This is a genomic window from Klebsiella sp. A52, from assembly GCF_018388785.1.
Classification (GTDB): Bacteria; Pseudomonadota; Gammaproteobacteria; order Enterobacterales; family Enterobacteriaceae; genus Klebsiella; species Klebsiella aerogenes.
The window spans coordinates 2,042,797-2,061,755 of the sequence record NZ_CP074437.1 but is presented as its reverse complement, the minus strand read 5'-3'; the positions used below and the strand labels follow the sequence as shown (position 1 = coordinate 2,061,755).

General features: G+C 57.0%; 18 protein-coding genes and 1 riboswitch. Of the genes, 9 read left to right on the top strand and 9 right to left on the bottom strand.

Annotated elements, in window-relative coordinates; translation table 11 throughout:
• The gene (nudF, locus tag KGA69_RS09720) at nucleotides 1-630 is read right to left on the bottom strand and encodes an ADP-ribose diphosphatase (RefSeq protein WP_015369649.1); all 630 of its coding nucleotides are present in this window, start codon (nucleotides 628-630) and stop codon (nucleotides 1-3) included.
• A gap of 195 nt (nucleotides 631-825) precedes the next feature.
• Between nudF and tolC the strand changes: the two genes are divergently transcribed.
• From tolC to KGA69_RS09705, 3 genes are all read left to right on the top strand, one after another.
• The gene (gene tolC, locus KGA69_RS09715; protein ID WP_045392183.1) at nucleotides 826-2,307 is read left to right on the top strand and encodes an outer membrane channel protein TolC; all 1,482 of its coding nucleotides are present in this window, start codon (nucleotides 826-828) and stop codon (nucleotides 2,305-2,307) included.
• A gap of 165 nt (nucleotides 2,308-2,472) precedes the next feature.
• A complete protein-coding gene (locus tag KGA69_RS09710) occupies nucleotides 2,473-3,144 on the top strand; it encodes a DUF1190 family protein (RefSeq protein ID WP_015369647.1) in 672 nt (223 codons plus the stop codon).
• 5 nt (nucleotides 3,145-3,149) lie between these two features.
• Nucleotides 3,150-4,310, top strand: coding sequence for a glutathionylspermidine synthase family protein (locus tag KGA69_RS09705; RefSeq protein ID WP_213293042.1), 1,161 nt, complete (start codon nucleotides 3,150-3,152; stop codon nucleotides 4,308-4,310).
• Nucleotides 4,311-4,365: 55 nt separating this feature from the next.
• On the opposite strand, the gene ygiD is transcribed toward KGA69_RS09705, so the two are convergent.
• Complete coding sequence (gene ygiD, locus KGA69_RS09700; protein WP_045392192.1) at nucleotides 4,366-5,160, bottom strand: 4,5-DOPA-extradiol-dioxygenase; 795 nt, start codon at nucleotides 5,158-5,160, stop codon at nucleotides 4,366-4,368.
• Between the two features lie 206 nt (nucleotides 5,161-5,366).
• On the bottom strand, nucleotides 5,367-6,020 hold the full coding sequence (gene ribB / locus KGA69_RS09695; protein ID WP_015703517.1) for a 3,4-dihydroxy-2-butanone-4-phosphate synthase: 654 nt from the start codon (nucleotides 6,018-6,020) through the stop codon (nucleotides 5,367-5,369).
• A gap of 105 nt (nucleotides 6,021-6,125) precedes the next feature.
• A riboswitch (FMN riboswitch) is annotated at nucleotides 6,126-6,277 on the bottom strand.
• Between the two features lie 127 nt (nucleotides 6,278-6,404).
• Between ribB and ubiK the strand changes: the two genes are divergently transcribed.
• The gene (gene ubiK, locus KGA69_RS09690) at nucleotides 6,405-6,674 is read left to right on the top strand and encodes a ubiquinone biosynthesis accessory factor UbiK (RefSeq protein ID WP_045392195.1); all 270 of its coding nucleotides are present in this window, start codon (nucleotides 6,405-6,407) and stop codon (nucleotides 6,672-6,674) included.
• A 195-nt stretch (nucleotides 6,675-6,869) separates the two neighbouring features.
• On the opposite strand, the gene glgS is transcribed toward ubiK, so the two are convergent.
• Nucleotides 6,870-7,067: a cell surface composition regulator GlgS gene (glgS, locus tag KGA69_RS09685; RefSeq protein ID WP_045392198.1), complete on the bottom strand. Its 198-nt coding sequence runs from the start codon at nucleotides 7,065-7,067 to the stop codon at nucleotides 6,870-6,872.
• On the opposite strand from glgS, the gene KGA69_RS09680 reads away from it, so the two are divergent.
• Nucleotides 7,059-7,208: a hypothetical protein gene (locus tag KGA69_RS09680; protein ID WP_165430588.1), complete on the top strand. Its 150-nt coding sequence runs from the start codon at nucleotides 7,059-7,061 to the stop codon at nucleotides 7,206-7,208. The two genes, glgS and KGA69_RS09680, sit on opposite strands and share 9 nt — an antisense overlap.
• Nucleotides 7,209-7,285: 77 nt before the next feature.
• Here the strand turns inward: KGA69_RS09680 and hldE are convergent, their stop codons facing one another.
• The 3 genes from hldE to KGA69_RS09665 are packed head-to-tail and all read right to left on the bottom strand — an operon-like array spanning nucleotide 7,286 to nucleotide 12,932.
• Complete coding sequence (hldE, locus tag KGA69_RS09675; RefSeq protein ID WP_045392201.1) at nucleotides 7,286-8,719, bottom strand: bifunctional D-glycero-beta-D-manno-heptose-7-phosphate kinase/D-glycero-beta-D-manno-heptose 1-phosphate adenylyltransferase HldE; 1,434 nt, start codon at nucleotides 8,717-8,719, stop codon at nucleotides 7,286-7,288.
• 58 nt (nucleotides 8,720-8,777) lie between these two features.
• Nucleotides 8,778-11,615, bottom strand: a complete 2,838-nt coding sequence (gene glnE, locus KGA69_RS09670; RefSeq protein ID WP_163310997.1) for a bifunctional [glutamate--ammonia ligase]-adenylyl-L-tyrosine phosphorylase/[glutamate--ammonia-ligase] adenylyltransferase — start codon at nucleotides 11,613-11,615, stop codon at nucleotides 8,778-8,780.
• A 21-nt stretch (nucleotides 11,616-11,636) separates the two neighbouring features.
• The gene (locus tag KGA69_RS09665; RefSeq protein ID WP_213293040.1) at nucleotides 11,637-12,932 is read right to left on the bottom strand and encodes a CYTH domain-containing protein; all 1,296 of its coding nucleotides are present in this window, start codon (nucleotides 12,930-12,932) and stop codon (nucleotides 11,637-11,639) included.
• Nucleotides 12,933-13,144: 212 nt separating this feature from the next.
• Between KGA69_RS09665 and KGA69_RS09660 the strand changes: the two genes are divergently transcribed.
• Together KGA69_RS09660 and KGA69_RS09655 are read left to right on the top strand one after the other, a co-directional pair.
• Nucleotides 13,145-13,765, top strand: a complete 621-nt coding sequence (locus KGA69_RS09660; protein WP_015369636.1) for a TIGR04211 family SH3 domain-containing protein — start codon at nucleotides 13,145-13,147, stop codon at nucleotides 13,763-13,765.
• 61 nt (nucleotides 13,766-13,826) lie between these two features.
• A complete protein-coding gene (locus KGA69_RS09655; RefSeq protein ID WP_047050801.1) occupies nucleotides 13,827-15,068 on the top strand; it encodes a multifunctional CCA addition/repair protein in 1,242 nt (413 codons plus the stop codon).
• 11 nt (nucleotides 15,069-15,079) lie between these two features.
• Here KGA69_RS09655 and bacA read toward each other — a convergent pair whose 3' ends face one another.
• Both bacA and folB read right to left on the bottom strand, forming a co-directional pair.
• Nucleotides 15,080-15,901, bottom strand: a complete 822-nt coding sequence (bacA, locus tag KGA69_RS09650) for an undecaprenyl-diphosphate phosphatase (RefSeq protein WP_045392213.1) — start codon at nucleotides 15,899-15,901, stop codon at nucleotides 15,080-15,082.
• Nucleotides 15,902-15,970: 69 nt separating this feature from the next.
• Entirely contained in the window at nucleotides 15,971-16,354 is a 384-nt protein-coding gene (gene folB, locus KGA69_RS09645) for a bifunctional dihydroneopterin aldolase/7,8-dihydroneopterin epimerase (protein WP_045392216.1), read from the bottom strand.
• Between the two features lie 233 nt (nucleotides 16,355-16,587).
• Between folB and plsY the strand changes: the two genes are divergently transcribed.
• Both plsY and KGA69_RS09635 read left to right on the top strand, forming a co-directional pair.
• A complete protein-coding gene (plsY, locus tag KGA69_RS09640) occupies nucleotides 16,588-17,208 on the top strand; it encodes a glycerol-3-phosphate 1-O-acyltransferase PlsY (protein ID WP_015703522.1) in 621 nt (206 codons plus the stop codon).
• A 213-nt stretch (nucleotides 17,209-17,421) separates the two neighbouring features.
• Nucleotides 17,422-18,891 carry an MFS transporter gene (locus KGA69_RS09635; protein ID WP_047065602.1) on the top strand — a complete coding sequence of 490 codons (1,470 nt, stop codon included), beginning with the start codon at nucleotides 17,422-17,424 and terminating at the stop codon, nucleotides 18,889-18,891.
• The last annotated feature ends 68 nt before the right edge of the window (nucleotides 18,892-18,959 follow it).

The following is an 18,959-nucleotide window of genomic DNA, read 5'->3' as shown; positions in this document are numbered from 1 at the left end:
TTATTTCCACTCGTTTCGTAAGCTATGATAATGCAGCTGCAGCCATTGCAGGGCGATGACAGAAGCCGCGTTGTCGATTTTCCCCTCTTCTACCCACTGGTAAGCCTGTTCCCGGCTCACCACATGCACCCGAATATCCTCGTTTTCTTCGGCCAGGCCGTGAATGCCTTTTGCCGTCGATGCATCAACTTCGCCCACCAGGATCGATAACCGTTCGCTGGTGCCGCCTGGGCTTGCCAGATAGCTTAATATTGGTTTGGTACGCCCAACTTCAAGCCCGGCCTCTTCCAGCGCTTCGCGGCGGGCGACATCCTCTACCGTTTCGCCTTCTTCTATCATCCCGGCGACCATTTCCAGCAGCCACGGGCTCTCGCTGGTATCATAGGCGGCAATGCGGATCTGCTCGACCAGCACAACTTCATCGCGTACCGGGTCAAAGGGTAGCAAGACCGCGGCGTGCCCGCGCTCAAAAATTTCGCGGGTCACCTCGCCGCTCATCCCGCCGTTAAACAGGCGATGGCGAAAACGATACAAATCGAGCGAAAAAAAACCGCGATAAAGCGTTTCGCGTGCAATAATTTCTACATCGTTTTTAGAGAAGGTAATTCCCTGCTGATTGGGTTTGCTCATTGTCAGTGTCCTGCTCATCCGAAAGTAGGGATTTATAGGCCGTTTGGCTACCGTTTTACAGCCTGTATGTTAGATTGGTGCAAATTACCGCCCTATGGCACGTAACGCCAACTTTTTACGGCGACAGAGTCGATACAATCAGCGATTATTTTTAGAATTTGAGTAGCGCTAAATGCTTCACAACAAGGAATGCAAATGAAGAAACTTTTTCCCATCCTTATCGGCCTGGGCCTGACTGGCTTCAGCGCCATGAGCCAGGCAGAGAACCTGTTGCAGGTTTATCAGCAGGCGCGTATTAGCAACCCTGATCTGCGTAAATCGGCAGCCGATCGCGATGCTGCATTCGAAAAAATCAACGAAGCGCGTAGCCCATTACTGCCGCAACTCGGTCTGGGCGCGGATTATACCTATACCAATGGATTCCGTGACAGTAACGGTCTTAATTCCAATGTCACCAGTGGTTCACTGCAGTTAACGCAAACCCTGTTCGATATGTCGAAATGGCGCGCGCTGACCCTGCAGGAAAAAGCGGCGGGCATTCAGGATGTCACCTATCAGACTGACCAGCAAACGCTGATTCTGAATACCGCGACGGCTTACTTTAAAGTTCTGGCCGCAATCGATACGCTCTCCTATACCGAAGCCCAGAAACAGGCCATCTACCGCCAGTTGGATCAAACCACCCAGCGTTTTAACGTGGGCCTGGTTGCCATCACCGACGTGCAGAACGCCCGCTCGCAATACGACGCCGTGCTGGCAAATGAAGTGACCGCGCGTAACGACCTCGACAACGCCGTTGAAGAGCTGCGTCAGGTCACCGGCAACTACTATCCGGAGCTGGCGTCGCTGAACGTTAACGGTTTCAAAACCAACAAACCGCAGGCGGTGAACGCGCTGCTGAAGGAAGCGGAAAACCGCAACCTGTCGCTGCTGCAGGCGCGTTTGAACCAGGATCTGGCGCGTGAGCAGATTCGCCAGGCGCAGGATGGTCATTTGCCAACACTTAGTCTATCCGCTTCAAGTTCGGTATCGAATACCAGTTATAGTGGTTCAAAAACTCATGCTAATTCTCAGACTAGCATTCAACAGTATAAAGATAACGATGCCGGCCAGAACCAAATCGGCCTGAACTTCTCTCTGCCGCTGTATCAGGGCGGGATGGTTAACTCGCAGGTGAAACAGGCGCAGTACAACTTCGTCGGCGCCAGCGAGCAGCTGGAAAGCGCGCACCGTAGCGTGGTGCAGACCGTGCGTTCGTCGTTTAACAACGTGAATGCCTCCATCAGCAGCATCAACGCTTACAAACAGGCGGTGGTCTCTGCGCAGAGCTCCCTGGATGCGATGGAAGCGGGTTATTCGGTGGGTACACGTACCATCGTTGATGTGTTGGATGCGACCACCACGCTGTACAACGCCAAGCAGCAGCTCTCCAACGCCCGTTATAACTACCTGATCAACGAGCTGAACATCAAGTCCGCTCTCGGCACGCTAAACGAGCAGGATCTGATTGCGCTGAACAACACGCTGGGTAAAGCGATCCCGACTTCACCAGACAGCGTCGCGCCGGAAAACCCGCAGCAGGACGCCGCCGCTGACGGTTATGCGAACACCGCCTCCGCACAGCCGGCTGCCGCCCGTACGACGAAGACCAGCGGTTCCAATCCGTTTAGTCACTAATCGTTGAATGCGATTACGCCTCGTCTGGCCTTCGGGTCAGGCGGGCGTAAAACGTAAGACAACGTAAAGACCCCCGCTTTTCCCCTCTTTCGCTTCAATTTCCACCACTCATACTCTATCCTGAGCGTTGACAAACGCACTACCACTGGGTCCTGGAAGACAAATATGAAACGGACAAAAAATATTAATCATGCGTCGTTCCGCAAAAGCTGGAGCGCTCGCCACCTGACGCCGGTCGCCCTTGCCGTCACCGCCGTCTTTATGCTCGCCGGTTGCGAAAAAACTGACGAGACGGTTTCTCTGTATCAGAACGCCGATGACTGCTCCGCGGCTAACCCAAGCAAAGCCGCAGAGTGCACTACCGCCTACAACAACGCGGTGAAAGAAGCCGCGCGCACCGCGCCGAAATACGCCAGCCGTGAAGACTGCGTCGCCGAGTTCGGCGAAGGCCAATGCCAGCAGGCGCCAGCTCAGGCGGGCGTCGCCCCGGAAAACCAGGCGCAGGCGCAAAGCAGCGGCAGCTTCTGGATGCCGCTGATGGCCGGTTACATGATGGGCCGCCTGATGGGCGGCGGCATGGCCGCGCAGCAGCCGCTGTTTAGCTCGAAAAACCCGGCCAGCCCGGCCTACGGCCAGTACACCGATGCCAGCGGTAAGAGCTATGGCGCGGCGCAACCGGGCCGTACCATGAACGTACCGAAAACCGCGATGGCGCCGAAACCGGCAACCACCACGACTGTCACCCGCGGCGGTTTTGGCGAATCTGTTGCTAAGCAATCGACGATGCAGCGTAGCGCCGCGGGCTCCAGCTCCTCTTCACGCTCGATGGGCGGTTAAGCGGCATGGAAAGAATCAGCATTGCCGAGCGCCCGGACTGGCGCGAGAAAGCGACCGAGTATGGCTTCAATTTTCACACCATGTACGGCGAGCCGTACTGGAGTGAAGAGGCCTACTACAAGCTGACGCTGGCGCAGGTTGAAAAGCTCGAAGCGGTCACCGCCGAGCTGCATCAAATGTGCCTGCAGGTCGTTGAGAAAGTGATCGCCAGCGACGAGCTGATGACCAAATTCCGCATCCCAAAACACACCTGGGGCTTTGTGCGTCAGTCGTGGAAAACCAACCAGCCGTCGCTGTACTCGCGTCTGGATCTGGCTTGGGATGGCGTGGGCGAGCCGAAGCTGCTGGAGAACAACGCGGATACGCCAACCTCACTATATGAAGCAGCGTTCTTTCAATGGATCTGGCTGGAAGATCAGCTTAACGCCGGTAATCTGCCTGCCGACAGCGATCAGTTCAACAGCCTGCAGGAAAAACTGATTGAACGCTTCGGCGAGCTGCGTGAACAGTTTGGCTTCCAGCTGCTGCATATGGCCTGCTGCCGCGATACCGTTGAAGACCGCGGCACCGTGCAGTACCTGCAGGACTGCGCGGCAGAAGCGGGCGTCGCCACCGAGTTCCTGTATATCGAAGATATCGGTCTTGGCGAGAAAGGCCAGTTCACCGATTTGCAGGATCAGGTCATCGGCAATCTGTTCAAGCTTTATCCGTGGGAATTTATGCTGCGCGAGATGTTCTCCACCAAGCTGGAAGACGCCGGCGTACGCTGGCTGGAGCCAGCGTGGAAGAGCATTATCTCCAACAAGGCGCTGCTGCCGATGCTGTGGGAAATGTTCCCCAACCACCCTAACCTGTTGGCGGCTTACTTTAGCGAAGATAACCATCCGCAGCTTGAGAAGTACGTCATTAAGCCGATTTTCTCCCGCGAAGGCGCTAACGTGTCGATCGTTGAAAATGGCAAAGTGGTGGAAGCGGTGGAAGGCCCATACGGGGAAGAAGGCACCATCGTGCAGGAGTTTTATCCGCTGCCGAAATTTGGCGATAGCTATACGCTGATTGGCAGCTGGCTTATTAACGACCAGCCTGCCGGGATCGGCATTCGTGAAGATCGGGCGCTGATCACCCAGGATCTTTCGCGTTTCTATCCGCACATTTTCGTCGAATAACGGCAAACCCCGGCAACCTGCGTGGCCGGGGTTTTTTCATGTGCGATAGCTGCCGTTACGCGGCGCCCACTACCACCGACAGCATACTCAGCGATCCCATCTCCATCCCTTCGACCGGGATGGTTATCGGCTCTTCGCCATCCCACGCCCCCAGAATATAGAGCAGCGGCAGGAAGTGCTCAGCCGTCGGGTTAGAGAGCGATCCGCCTTCATGGCTCAGGTAGTTCACCAGCGGATGCTCGTCGACCGGCCCTTTCCAGGTTAAATTCGCTTTCACATAGTCGTTGAACGACTCGGCCCACGGATACGGCGTACTTTCGCCATGCCAGCGCGCGGTACGCAGGTTATGCACCACGTTGCCGCTCGCCACCAGCATAATACCTTCATCACGCAGCGACGCCAGCTTACGCCCCATCTCCAGATGCCACGCCGCGGGCTTTGTGCTATCGATACTTAACTGAACCATGGGAATATCGGCATCAGGATACATTTTGATCAGCACCCCCCACGAACCGTGGTCAAACCCCCACGCCTCTTTATCGAGGGCGACGGGCACCGGCGCCAGTAGCTCAACCAGATGCTGCGCCAGCTCCGGCGATCCCGGCGCCGGGTAGTGCGTATCGTACAAAGCTTGCGGAAAACCGCCGAAGTCATGAATGGTTTTCGGCGCTTCCATCGCCGTCACGCCCGTGCCGCGGGTAAACCAGTGCGCGGAGATAACCACGATAGCTTTCGGGCGCGGCAGTGTTTCACCGAGATGGCGCCAGGCGCGGGTATAGATATTATCTTCCAGCACGTTCATCGGGCTACCATGGCCTAAAAACAACGCTGGCATACGGGTACGGGACATGATGGTATCCTTCAGTAGGGAGTATTTGATTCCTTCACATTACGCGCTTTTAACCGCAGATAAACTCAGATAAGCGTGATGATCATCATCAGAAAATTTGAATGTGAAAACTCTCTCCCTTTTTACCTGCGGAGAAAACCTATTGACTCGGCCCAGAAACAACAAAGCCCACCGTAAAGTGGGCTTATCATCAGAACAGCGGCAACTTAGCTGGCTTTGCGATCGTGCTCGCGGCGGTAAGCCACCAGATCTTCAATGGTAACCACGGCCATGTTGTGCTGCTGAGCGAACTTGATGCACTCCGGCGCGCGCGCCATGGTGCCATCGTCGTTAGTCAGTTCACAGAGAACGCCTGCCGGTTTGAAGCCCGCAAGGGTCACCAGGTCGATGGTCGCTTCAGTGTGGCCGCCGCGGGTCATTACGCCGCCTGGCTGCGCACGCAGCGGGAAGACGTGGCCCGGACGATTGAGATCGGAGGGTTTCGCGCCATCGGCAATGGCGGCGCGCACGGTCGTGATGCGGTCAGCGGCGGATACACCGGTGGTCACGCCTTCTGCCGCTTCAATGGTGACGGTAAAGCCGGTGCCGTAGGCGCTGGTGTTGTTCTCAACCATCATTGGCAGGTCAAGCTGCTTGCGGCGATCTTCGGTCAGGCACAGGCAGACAATACCGCTGCCGTGACGAATGGTCAGCGCCATTTGCTCAACGGTCATGGTTTCGGCGGCGAAAATCATATCGCCTTCGTTTTCACGGTCTTCATCATCAAGCACCATCACACCGCGGCCTTCGCGCAGTGCGTCTAAAGCGTGTTCCACACGTTCAAAAGCGGTACCAAAAGAAGAAAGGAGCGTCTGATTCATGGTAAAAAAACCTCATTAAAATTATGGTTACCAGAATCAGGGCAGTCTTAGGAGTGCCGGTTTAGCGGCAAAAGTCAACGCAAGCGGAACGTAATCCGACTGAGCCGTTACTCTCTCCCATCCGGACTTTAACCGTCGGCCCCGGAATTACACCGGATCTGCTGACCTTCCCGTTTTCACAGGAAGCGCTCGCGGGCTTTCAACGCGCAGGTTGATTTACCGCCGGTGGGGAATTTCGCCCCGCCCTGAGAATAAGCGAGATAACTATAACGCCATTAACTATCTTCATCAATGGCTACTCGCTATACATCTTACATTTGTGGTTTATAGGCGCTCCCGTTCGCACTACAATGAACGGTAACTAGATCAGTGCAGGAATCCACCATGATTGACCCGAAAAAAATTGAACAAATCGCCCGCCAGGTCCATGAATCGATGCCGAAAGGCCTTCGCGATCTTGGAGATGACGTAGAAAAGAAAATCCGCCAGGTGCTGCAATCACAGTTAACTCGCCTGGATCTGGTTAGCCGCGAAGAGTTCGACGTGCAAACTCAGGTTTTACTGCGCACCCGCGAAAAGCTGGCTTTACTGGAGCAGCGTATTAGCGATCTTGAAAGCCGCTCAGCCACGCCGAAGAGCGAAGAACAGCAATAAAAAAACGGGCCTGATGGCCCGTTTGAGATTGATGGCAAAGCTCATACAACCTTTGCGCTTACAGATTGCACCAGGTAAAAAACATGGAAAATCAATTTATTGATTTTCGGCTGATAACCACAAGGAAGGAAAAACCACGCTTTTTCCTTCCTTGTCAGCAGTCTGACGGGCCTGATGGCCCGTTTTCATTTTGCTTTAGTGCTCTAACTCGACCGCGCTATTCACCTGGCGACAATAAAGCTCATAGCGTTGGCAAAACCATTCACGATGTTCCTCATCCATATTGCCGACAATAGCCTGAAGATCGACTGAATGGCCTTGCGCGTGCATCCTGGCGAAACTACGTGCCAGAAAATCGAAGTTCTTCATAGAATACATATCGTTATGGTTCATCCGCATACTCCTTCAGCCGTTGGTGTTCTGATTGGTCATATGCCTTTTACTAACTTCAGTATTTACGCTTACCTTAACGCACTTTGTACGAAAAATGCGCTTAACCGGGTTATTTATTGCGCTAAATCATTTTCCGCATGATTAAATAAAAACGGCCCGCGAAGGTATCCCCGCAGGCCGTTGTAGACCACCCCGTTCAGAGCGGTAAAGCGTATTGATTACTTATCGCTATCTTTCTGAATTTTCTTGATAATATTGGTAGTCGAGCAGCCATCTTCAAAGTTGAGCACCAGCACTTCGCCGCCGTTGGCCCATACCTCTTCGCTGCCGGCGATCTGCTCCGGCTTATAATCGCCGCCTTTCACCAGCAGATCCGGCAGGATCCCGGCAATCAGCCGCTGCGGAGTATCTTCTTCAAACGACACCACCCAGTCGACGGCTTCCAGCGCGCCCAGCACGATCATCCGCTGTTCCAGCGGGTTCACCGGGCGGGTTTCGCCTTTCAGACGTTTGGTTGAGGCATCGCTGTTGACGGCGACGATCAGACGATCGCCCAGCTTGCGCGCATTAGCCAGATACGAGACGTGACCCGCGTGCAGAATATCGAAGACGCCGTTGGTCATCACCACTTTTTCGCCGCGCTTACGCGCCGCGGCAACCGCCTGTTTCAGCTCTTCTTCGTTCATCACGCCAAAACCGGTATCGGCACGCCCGCGCACCGCGTTTTCCAGCTCGATTGGCGAAACGGTGGACGTCCCCAGCTTGCCAACCACGACACCGGCCGCGGCGTTAGCGAAATAGCAGGCCTCTTCCAGCGTGTTGCCCGCCGCCAGCGTCGCCGCCAGCACGCCAATAACCGTATCGCCTGCGCCGGTGACGTCATACACTTCCTGCGCCTGGGTCGGCATATGCAGCGGCGGACGACCCGGCTGCAGCAGCGTCATCCCCTGCTCGGAGCGCGTCACCAGCAGTGCGGAAAGCTCGAAGTCAGCGATGATTTTCATCCCGCGTTCGACGATTTCCGCTTCATCCTTACACTTTCCGGCGACGGCTTCGAATTCAGAGAGGTTCGGCGTCAGCAGCGTCGCCCCGCGATAGCGTTCAAATTCAGTGCCTTTCGGATCAATCAGCACCGGAACACCAGCATCCCGCGCCAGCTTGATCATGGTCTGCACGCTGGCCAGCGCGCCTTTCGCGTAGTCAGACAGCACCAGCGCGCCGATCGAACCCAGCGCCTGCTGAATACGTTCATGCATCGGCTGCGGATCGACCCCGGAGAAGCCCTCTTCAAAATCGAGGCGGATCAGCTGCTGGTTGCGCGACAGTACGCGCAGCTTGGTGATGGTCGGATGCGTCGGTACCGACACGAAATCACATTTCACTTTTACGTCAGCCAGCGCTTTGCTCAGCGCGCGTGCGGCATCGTCGATACCGGTCAGGCCGACCAGCCGAGAAGTCGCGCCGAGCGAAGCAATGTTCATCGCCACGTTAGCCGCGCCGCCAGGACGTTCTTCGATATTTTCCACCTTCACCACCGGCACCGGGGCTTCCGGGGAAATACGGCTGGTAGGGCCATACCAGTAGCGGTCCAGCATCACATCGCCTACCACCAACACTCCTGCACGTTCAAACTCTGGCAGCGTTACTTTCATTACTCTCTCCTGCGAGATGCAAACTTTGCGCGCGATAATAGCACACCCGATTTGTTAGTTAAGCCATCAACCACTTCTGCCAGCTGGCGCTCACCTGCTGACGTTCGCCGTCGAAAGCATCCAGCGCAACGTTGCCCGGCTGCTCCTGCAGCGCCAGGTGGTGCAACGCATCGCGTAGCGTGGTGTAAGCATGGGTAAGCGCCCGCGCCTCTTCTTCATCCATGATGTCGTTCTGCGCCAGCAGTTCCAGAATACGCACATTATCGGACCAGCGCGTCAGCTTTGGTTTTTCATGCGCGTAGCGCAGCACCAGATATTGGGTAATAAATTCAATATCAGTGATCCCTCCGGCATCGGCTTTGATATCAAAGCGATCGCGCTGCTTATTGCCGAGATGGGCGCGCATCTTTTCCCGCATCTCACGTACTTCGGTTTGCAGCGTCGCGCCTTCACGCGGAGTGGTCAGGATATCGCGGCGGATCGCATCGAAGCGCGCCTGCAGCGCCGGGTCGCCATACACCACCCGGGCGCGAACCAGCGCCTGATGTTCCCAGGTCCAGGCTTCATTGCGCTGATAATCGGCGAAGGCGTCGGCGGTAGTCACCAGCATGCCCGCCGCGCCGGATGGACGTAAGCGAGCGTCCACTTCATACAAGATGCCCGACGAGGTGCGGGTGCTGAAAAGATGCATGATCCGCTGGGCAAGGCGCAGATAGAACTGGCGGCCATCGATTTCCCGTTCGCCGTCGGTCATCACCTCCATCGGACAGTCGTGGAGGAAGACCAGATCGAGATCGGAACTATAACCCAGCTCCCAACCGCCAAGTTTACCGTAACCCACTACCGCAAAACCGCGTCCCTGACGGTCGCGCAGATGAGTCGGCTGGCCGTAGCGGGCGACCATCTGTAGCCACGCCTGCTGTACCACCGCGTCGATCATCGCCTCCGCCAGCCAGGTTAAGTGATCGCTCACTTTCATCACCGGTAGCGTACCGGCAATATCGGCGGCGGCGATGTGCAGCAATTGCGCCTGTTTAAACTGGCGTAGCGCTTCCAGCTGCTGTTCTTCGTCTTCTTCCGGCACGCGCAGCAAATACTGGCGCAGCTCGTCGCGGTACGCATCGGTCGCCGTCGGTTGATAAAGCGTGTTCGGATCCAGCAGTTCGTCCAGCAGCAGCGGGTGGCGCGCCAGCTGGCTGGCGACCATCGGCGAAGCGGCGCACAGGCTAATCAGGTGTTTTAGCGCGCCGGGGAATTCGCTGAGCAGCTCCAGATAGGTGGTACGGGTGACGATACCGGTCAGCAGCGGGGTGATCCGCGCCAGCGGTAGCGGCGCATCCGCTCGCGAGCAAACCTCGCTAAGCAAATGCGGCATCAACTGGTCGAGCACCTGCCGCCCGCGCGGGCCGATGGTGCGCCGGTCGAGCTCTTTGCGAAAATCGGCGATCAGCGCCAGCACGCTGCGCCGGTCGTTGTCGTCGAGGTGCGCCAGCGCCGGCGTTGTGTCGTCTTCTTCCAGCGCGTCCTGCCACAGTTCGCGCCAGTACTCTTCCAGCTGTTCATCCGGCGATTGCGCTTCATCGTCGCCAATCAGTTCGTTAAAGACGCGACGCACGCGGCGCATCTGCTCTTCCAGCTGTGCGCTGAGCGTCTGCCAGTCGGCGACGCGCATCCCCCACGCCAGACGCGCGCGGTTGAGCTCATCCTGCGGCAGGGTTTGGGTTTGCTCGTCGTTAATGCTCTGCAGCAGGTTTTCGAGACGACGCAGGAACAGGTAGGCTTCACGCAGCTGGGCGGCATCGCCTTCCGGCAACAAATGCAGCTCGTCAATCGCCGCCAGCGTCGGCAACAGCGCACGCTGCTGCAAGGCCGGTTCGCGACCGCCACGGATCAGCTGGAAAACCTGAACGATAAACTCTATTTCGCGAATGCCGCCCGCGCCAAGCTTGATATTGTCTGTCAGGCCGCGGCGGCGAACTTCACGGGCGATCATCCCTTTCATGTTACGCAGGGACTGAATGACGCTGAAATCGATGTAGCGGCGGAAGACGAACGGGCGCAGCATGGCGCGCAGTTCGTTGGCGTACACGCCGTCGTTATCGCCCATGATCCTCGCTTTCACCATCGCGTAGCGCTCCCAGTCGCGCCCCTGCTCCTGGTAATAGTCTTCCAGCGCCGCAAAGCTCAACACCAGCGGGCCGCTGTCGCCAAACGGACGCAGACGCATATCCACGCGATAGACGAAACCATCCTGCGTCGGCTGATCGAGTACTTTGATTAACCGCTGGCCCAGACGGGTAAAGAACTGACCGTTATCCAGCTCGCGGCGTCCGCCCTGGGTGGCGCCGTGTTCCGGCCAGGCGAAAATGAGATCGATATCGGAAGAGAAGTTAAGCTCGCCGCCGCCCAGTTTCCCCATGCCCAGAATCAATAGCGGCTGCGCTTCGCCCTGCGCATTGCACGGCGTCCCCCACTCCCGGCAGCAGGCGGCGTACAGCCAGTCGCGGGCGGCGACGATTAAGGTCTCCGCCAGGACGCTGAGCTGCTGCAAACTGCTCTCTTCGCTTACCAGCAGCAGCGCCTGTGCCCAGGCGATACGCACCATTATCCGGCGGCGGAACTGGCGTAGCTCGCGCATCAGCGCGGCCTCGTCAGTCACCTCTTGTAGCTGTTCCGCCAGCCAGTCGCCGTAATGACGCCATTCGTCGGCCTGCGGCGGCGCGCTTTCCAGTTCAGCCAGCCACTGCGGCTGAGCGACCAGACTCTGTTCAACGAACTCGCTGAATGTCATCACCGACTGCGCCTGCGAACTTAACGTTTGCAGGGGAAAATCTGCCGGAAGCCGGTTTACAACCGTCTGCCAGTGCTGCTGTAACTGCGAAGAAAGCGCCATTATAGGGGTCTCCCTGGCCTGAAATTATCGTTTTCCACTATGCAGCCAGAATGGTTCCGCGGCCAGCGCCTGACGACGGAAATATTCGATGACGCTGCGGTCATTGTTCTCGATAGCGCGGCGCACCTCTTGCCAGTTTTCCAGCCAGCTCTCGGCGACCTCGGCATAGGCGCTGGATAGCAATTGAATGGTGTCGATCTCGCGCGCCAGACGCGTGAGCCGATCGCTATAGTCGTCCTGCGTCTGCTGGAAGTTGCTTTTCAGCTCTGCCGCCGCTCGCGACAGCTGGATATCGGCAAAGCGTTTGAACGAACCGGCGATTTTCTTTTGCCCCGCGTCGTTGAGGAACGAACGCCAACCGCGGGTAACCAGCCACTCGGTCAGCAGCAGTTTGGCGCCAACCGTGGCGCGGTTGAATAACGCCGCTTCGGCTTTTTCCGCTCCGTCCAGCGCCGCTTCGGCCTCAGTGAGCAATTCACGTAACTGCACGGTGGCTTTTCGCGGCACAATGCCGCCAAACAGCACCAGCGCATGGCGCACGCGGGCCATCGCCCGCTGGATTTCACCTTTAGCGGCCGCGTTGCCCCGGTTCCAGACTTCATCATGATAGAGCCAGTGCGCCAGCGAGCTTTCCAGCGCCGCTTCCAGCCCCTGCTCGACGCTGGCTTTCGCCGCCACGCGCACGACCGTTAACGGTTTAACCGGGCGCGCTTCGTTGCCCTGCGCCAGCTGATAGCCGCGCGCCGCTTTGCTCAGGCTGCCCTGGCGCAGCACGCCGGTTGCCAGTAAACGATGCGCCAGCGCCAGAATGTCCGCGGTATCGCCGCTCAACAGCTCAAGCTCCAGTTCGCAAATGGCTTCCTGATGCTCACCGGCTTTGACGTCGCCAAGGTCGAGGGCTATCTCAATCTGGCTGTCGCCCTCTTTCACCACCCATTTTTCACGGAGGAAATCAGTGCTGAACAGCGGCTGCACATTTTGCGCCAGTTCTGCCGGCAACTGCCCCTGCGGCCAGACTTCAGCCGGCAGTTTATCCAGCGCCAGCTCTGCTTTTTCCAGCGGGATATTGTATTCCGGACGCTGATGCAGGCCGCCCACCACCCGACCGGCAATTTTCAGCGTCATTTCATAGCGCTCCCGATCGCCGCGGATCCGCAGCCCCATGTCGTGCCGGCGCAGCCAGTTATCGGCGGTTTCGTAGTAAATATTCAGCAGTTGGCCTGCCGGCGTGTGCTGCGCATCCAGCGAATTGAGATGCTGGCGCAGCGCCTCAACGCCGTCGTGGGCAACGATAAACTTCAGTTCGATTTCTTGAGCCATGGCTGAATTCTTCCACCTGATAAGCGTCGCCGGGAAAATGCGGCGAACTAATGACGATATTTTTTGTCAGTAAATAGTATTTTGCGGCGAATCGCCATGCAATGCGCATTTGCCAGCTGCATTTGGATGATTCCGATTGTGGCGGAAAACTTTGCGTCGCTCTGGCGATGCCACTACTATCGTTCAACTTTTTATGACCAAACGATGACCTGATGCCAAAATTACGCCTTATTACCTTTACATTGCTAGCGCTTAGCGCCGCTACGGCGGTTCACGCAGAAGAAAAGCGCTACGTTTCCGATGAGCTGAGCACCTGGGTTCGCAGCGGTCCTGGCGATAACTATCGTCTGGTCGGCACCATTAACGCCGGCGAGGCCGTCGACGTTCTGCAAACCAACGACAGCACGAATTACGCACAGGTACGCGATAGCAACGGCCGTACCGCCTGGATCCCGCTGAAAGAGCTGAGCAACGAGCCCAGCCTGCGCATTCGCGTGCCGGATCTGGAAAATCAGGTCAAAACCCTGACCGACAAGCTGAACAACATTGACGCCACCTGGAATCAGCGTACCGCCGACATGCAGAAAAAAGTCGCCGGTAGCGATGGCGCGATCAACGCCCTGAAAGAAGAGAACCAAAAGTTGAAAAACGAGCTGGTTGTCGCTCAGAAGAAGGTGAACGCGGCGAATCTGCAGCTTGATGATAAACAGCGCACCATTATCATGCAGTGGTTTATGTACGGCGGCGGCGTGCTTGGCGTCGGTCTGATCCTTGGTCTGGTGCTGCCGCATCTGGTACCGAGCCGCAAACGTAAAGACCGGTGGATGAACTAATTCGTCTTCTCTGCCAGACTTACGTATCATCTTGCGAAAAGTCGATGCGGGAGAAAGAGGCGTGAAGATTTATTTGGTCGGTGGTGCAGTACGAGATGCGTTATTAGGACTACCGGTCAAAGACAGAGACTGGGTGGTGGTTGGCGCCACGCCCCAGCAGTTGCTCGACGCGGGCTACCAGCAGGTAGGCCGCGATTTTCCCGTGTTCCTTCACCCGCAAAGCCGTGAAGAGTATGCGCTCGCGCGTACCGAACGTAAATCCGGCTCCGGCTATACCGGTTTCACCTGTTATGCCGCCGCTGACGTCACCCTTGAGCAAGATCTACTGCGCCGCGATCTCACCATCAACGCGCTGGCTCAGGACTCTGACGGTCAGATTTACGACCCCTACGGCGGCCTGGCCGATTTGCGCCAGCGCCTGCTGCGCCACGTCTCCCCGGCCTTTAGCGAAGATCCGCTACGCGTACTGCGCGTCGCGCGTTTTGCCGCGCGCTATGCCCATCTCGGTTTTCGCATTGCCGATGAAACCATGGCGCTGATGCGTACGATGGCCGACGCCGGCGAACTGGCGCATCTGACCGCGGAGCGGGTATGGAAAGAGACGGAAAACGCGCTTAGCACACGTAATCCACAGGTCTTTTTCCAGACCCTGCGCGACTGCCACGCGCTGAAGGTTCTGTTCCCGGAAATCGACGCCCTCTATGGCGTCCCCGCGCCCGCCAAATGGCATCCGGAAATCGATACCGGTGTTCACACCCTGATGACGCTCACCATGGCGGCGATGCTATCGCCGGCCATCGACGTCCGCTTCGCCACCCTGTGCCACGATCTTGGCAAAGGCTTAACGCCCAAAGAGTTCTGGCCGCGCCACCACGGCCACGGCCCGGCGGGGGTGAAGCTGGTGGAACAGATTTGCCAGCGCCTACGGGTACCGAACGATATCCGCGATCTGGCCAGACTGGTCGCCGAATTCCACGATCTGATCCACACCCTGCCGATCCTGCAGCCAAAAACTATCGTGAAGCTGTTTGATAGCATCGATGCCTGGCGCAAGCCGCAGCGCGTGCAGCAAATCGCCCTCACCAGCGAGGCCGACGTGCGCGGACGCACCGGTTTTGAATCCTGCGATTATCCGCAGGGGCGCCTGCTGCTTGAAGCCTGGGAAGTGGCGCAGTCGGTTTCCACTAAAGAAGTGGTAGCGGAAGGTTTCAAAGGACCGGAGATTCGCGAAGAGCTGACGCGGCGCAGAATTATTGCCGTGACGCGGTGGAAAGAACAACGGTGCCCCCAGCCGCAAGGCTGAGGGCCTGGGCCTTAGAAGAAGACCACGTAGACGGCTGCCGCGACGATAAAGCGGTAGATTGCAAATGGGATAAACGAAATACGTTTAATCAGCTGCAGGAAGGTTTTAATCGCGATCAGCGCCACGATGAACGCCATGATAAAACCAACGGCAAACATCGGGATATCGCTGGAGTTGAGAAAACCGATGCTCTTGTAAACATCCAGCACGGTGGCGCCCATCATCATCGGCACCGCCAGCAGGAAAGAAAACTCGGATGCGGCATAACGGCTAACGCCCATCAGCATGCCGCCGGAAATGGTCGCCCCGGAGCGAGAGAAGCCCGGCCACAGCGCCAGACACTGGAAGCAGCCGATGGCAAACGCCTGACCATAGGTCATGTCGTCAAGACCCAACGCGCGCGGCTCTTTCGGTTTAAATAGCTCCGCCGCGATCAGCAGGAAGCCGCCGACAATCAGCGCGTACATCACGTTAACCGGGTTAAACAGCGATTTAATCAGGTCATGAAACACCAGCCCCAGCGCCACCGCCGGGATCATGCCTAACAGGATATGAATCAGCGACAAGCGCCCCTGGCTTACGCCCTCATGCTGCAGAGGACGGCCAAAATGAATGCCAATCAGGCCAAACAGTCGACGCCAGAACACCACGACGACGGCGAGAATAGAACCCAGTTGAATCACGACTTCAAAAGTATTGGCGGTATCCCCTTCAAAACCAAGGAGATGGCCAACGATAATCATATGTCCCGTACTGGAAACCGGTAAAAACTCCGTCAACCCTTCAACCACACCCAAAATTGCCGCTATCAGCAGCGAGTGTAAATCGCCCATTCAATAAACCCTTAAAATAAAAAGTAAAATTAAAATCCAGGCACTAAGACCGGTATAAAACAAATTTGTTTAAACATTATGACGAGAAACGTTTTGTTTCAGATTACTGCCACGTTCAATGATTACGCCGACGTTGGCCGCACGGGCCACCGCGCCAGGCTTGCTGACTTTAATCCGCACCCACGGAGAATTGAATTTTTGCAGCAGCAGCTCGGCTACCTCTTCGGCCACCCTTTCAACCAGCGCAAAACGCCCGCCCTCGACGTGGTTAATAACCAGTTCGCTGATATCAGCATAGCTCAGACAATCGCTGACATCGTCGCTGGCTGCCGCTTTGCGGTTATCCCACGCCATTTCGATATCGAACACTAACTTCTGTTCGATGGTCTGTTCCCAGTCGTAAACACCGATAGTGGTGATTACCGAAAGTTGCTCTATAAATACAATATCCATCACGACCTGCCTGCTTTTTGGCTAAACCGGATACCACTTCCGGCGAATTATGCGTATTATCCACAGATGCAAAGACATCCCCTAAAGAATTCACGTGCCCTGACAGCGGCGACGCAGCAAGATTTCGGGAACATAGCAGCATCACTATGTAACCTATCGCGCAAAGAAAGCCAACAAGCTGTTAACACGAAAATGGGTGGGGTCCTAACGACGTTTTCAAAATGGAACAGCTGATGAGTGCAATCGCGCCTGGACTGGTTATCCTCGCCTACCTCTGCGGCTCAATTTCCAGCGCCATTCTGGTATGCCGTCTTGCTGGTTTGCCCGACCCTCGCGATAGCGGTTCCGGCAACCCAGGGGCGACGAACGTACTCCGAATTGGCGGCAAGGGAGCAGCCGTAACGGTATTAATTTTTGATGTCCTGAAAGGGATGCTGCCGGTATGGGGCGCCTGGGCTCTCGGTCTCACGCCGTTCTGGCTCGGGCTAGTGGCGATCGCCGCCTGCGTAGGCCATATCTGGCCGGTGTTCTTTAATTTCCGCGGCGGCAAAGGCGTGGCAACCGCATTTGGCGCTATCGCTCCCATCGGCTGGGATCTCACCGGCGTGATGGCCGGCACCTGGCTGCTGACTATTCTGCTCAGCGGGTATTCATCGCTGGGCGCTATCGTCAGCGCGCTGGTAGCCCCTTTCTACGTCTGGTGGTTCAAGCCGCAGTACACCTTTCCGGTCTCGATGCTCTCCTGCCTGATCCTGCTGCGCCATCACGACAACATCCAGCGCCTGTGGCGCCGTCAGGAAACGAAAATCTGGTCACGATTCAAAAAGAAGAAAAAAACGCCAGAGCAGAAATAATCTCCGCGCCCGGCCGCCTGTGCCGGGCTTCTTTGCCCCCACAAACACATTCTATTTCCCACTTTTTTAGCCAATCATAGCGGCAAAAGAGAAAACCAAAGATAATCCTTTCACTACAATGACTTAGTTATGAGTTATAACCAAAAGTGATTTTTTCGTCCCCGCGTCGCTGTTTACTCTGAAGCTCTTTATAAGAGAAAAAAGCACAACACCATGACTGATGTAATTAACGCGACGCCCGCGGCAAGCTCTGCGTCGCCCGGCGGGGAAGTAAAATGGATCGGCAGCGCGGCGGACGTCTCGCGCCTCATTAATGAAGGCAGCAGCGGGCGCAATAACGCGCGTATCGTCATGGGTATCGCCCTCGGCGGTATTTTCCTTGATGCCTACGATCTCGGCTCACTGGCCTTCGGGCTGAAAGATATCACCCGGGAATTCAACCTGACGCCTGCCGGTACCGGGATGGTCGCCTCAGCCATCACCTTCGGCGCTATCGTTGGCGCGCTGCTCGGCGGTTACTTGACGGACAAAATTGGCCGCTATCGCGTGTTTATGGCGGATATGCTGTTCTTCGTGGTAGCGGCAATCGCCTGCGCGCTGGCGCCGAATGAATACGTCCTTACCGGCGCGCGCTTCGTGATGGGCCTCGGCGTCGGGATCGACCTGCCGGTGGCGATGGCGTTCCTTAGCGAATTCGCGAGGCTCAAAGGCCCCGGCAACAAGGCGGCCAGCGTGGCGATGTGGTGCCCAACGTGGTACGCGGCGATCAGCATTTCCTATCTGCTGGTACTCTTTTTTTATGCCGTCTTACCGGAGAGCCACAGCGACTGGCTATGGCGGATTATTCTTGGTTTTGGCGCGATCCCGGCGCTGGTGATTATCGCTATCCGCAGCCGCTACATGAGCGAATCGCCGGTGTGGGCCGCCAACCAGGGCAACCTGCGTGAAGCGGCCTCCATTCTACGCCAGGCTTACAACATCAATGCACACGTTGCCCAGGACGCGCTGGAAAAACCGGCGCCGAAAGTCCGTAGCGCCCAATGGAGTAACTATCTGCGCCTGTTCCGCGGCGTCTACCTGCGCCGCACGACGCTCTCCACTCTGCTGTCGGTGGTTTCCTCGTTTGCCTATAACGCCGTCGCGTTTGGTCTGCCGGTGATCATCTCCAGCTTCTTCGTACAGTCGATGCTGACGACGATTTTGATTTCGCTGGCGCTGAATTTGCTGTTCGCTTTCGTGGGAGGAATGCTGGCGGTACGGCTGGTACCGCGCTTCGGGGCCTGGCGGATGTCGCTGGCGGGTTATGGCTGCCAGTTGACGGCGCTGCTCGGTCTGGCGCTGATTGGCCGTCCTGATGGCGCAGGCGAAGGCGTCGCTGCCGTGGCGATGCTGGCGCTGTTCCTTTTCGGCCAGGGATTCGGCCCCGGCGCGCACACTATGACCTTCGCCTCGTTAAGCTATCCGACATCGCTGCGCGGCGTTGGCGTCGGGCTCAACCAGACGCTTATGCGCGGCAGCTCGACGCTTTCTTTATTCCTCTTCCCGCTGCTGGTCGCCGCGCTGGATACCCGCGTTTTCTGGATCATCGCCGCGGCGCCGCTGATTGGGCTGTTGTCGCTGCTGGCGATACGCTGGGAGCCGTCGGGCTACGACATCGACGCCGAGGATTATCAGCAGCCTTAATCCACGCGTAAAAAAGCCGCCTCGATGGGCGGCTTCAGACTGCTGACAAAGAAGGTAAAAGCGTGGTT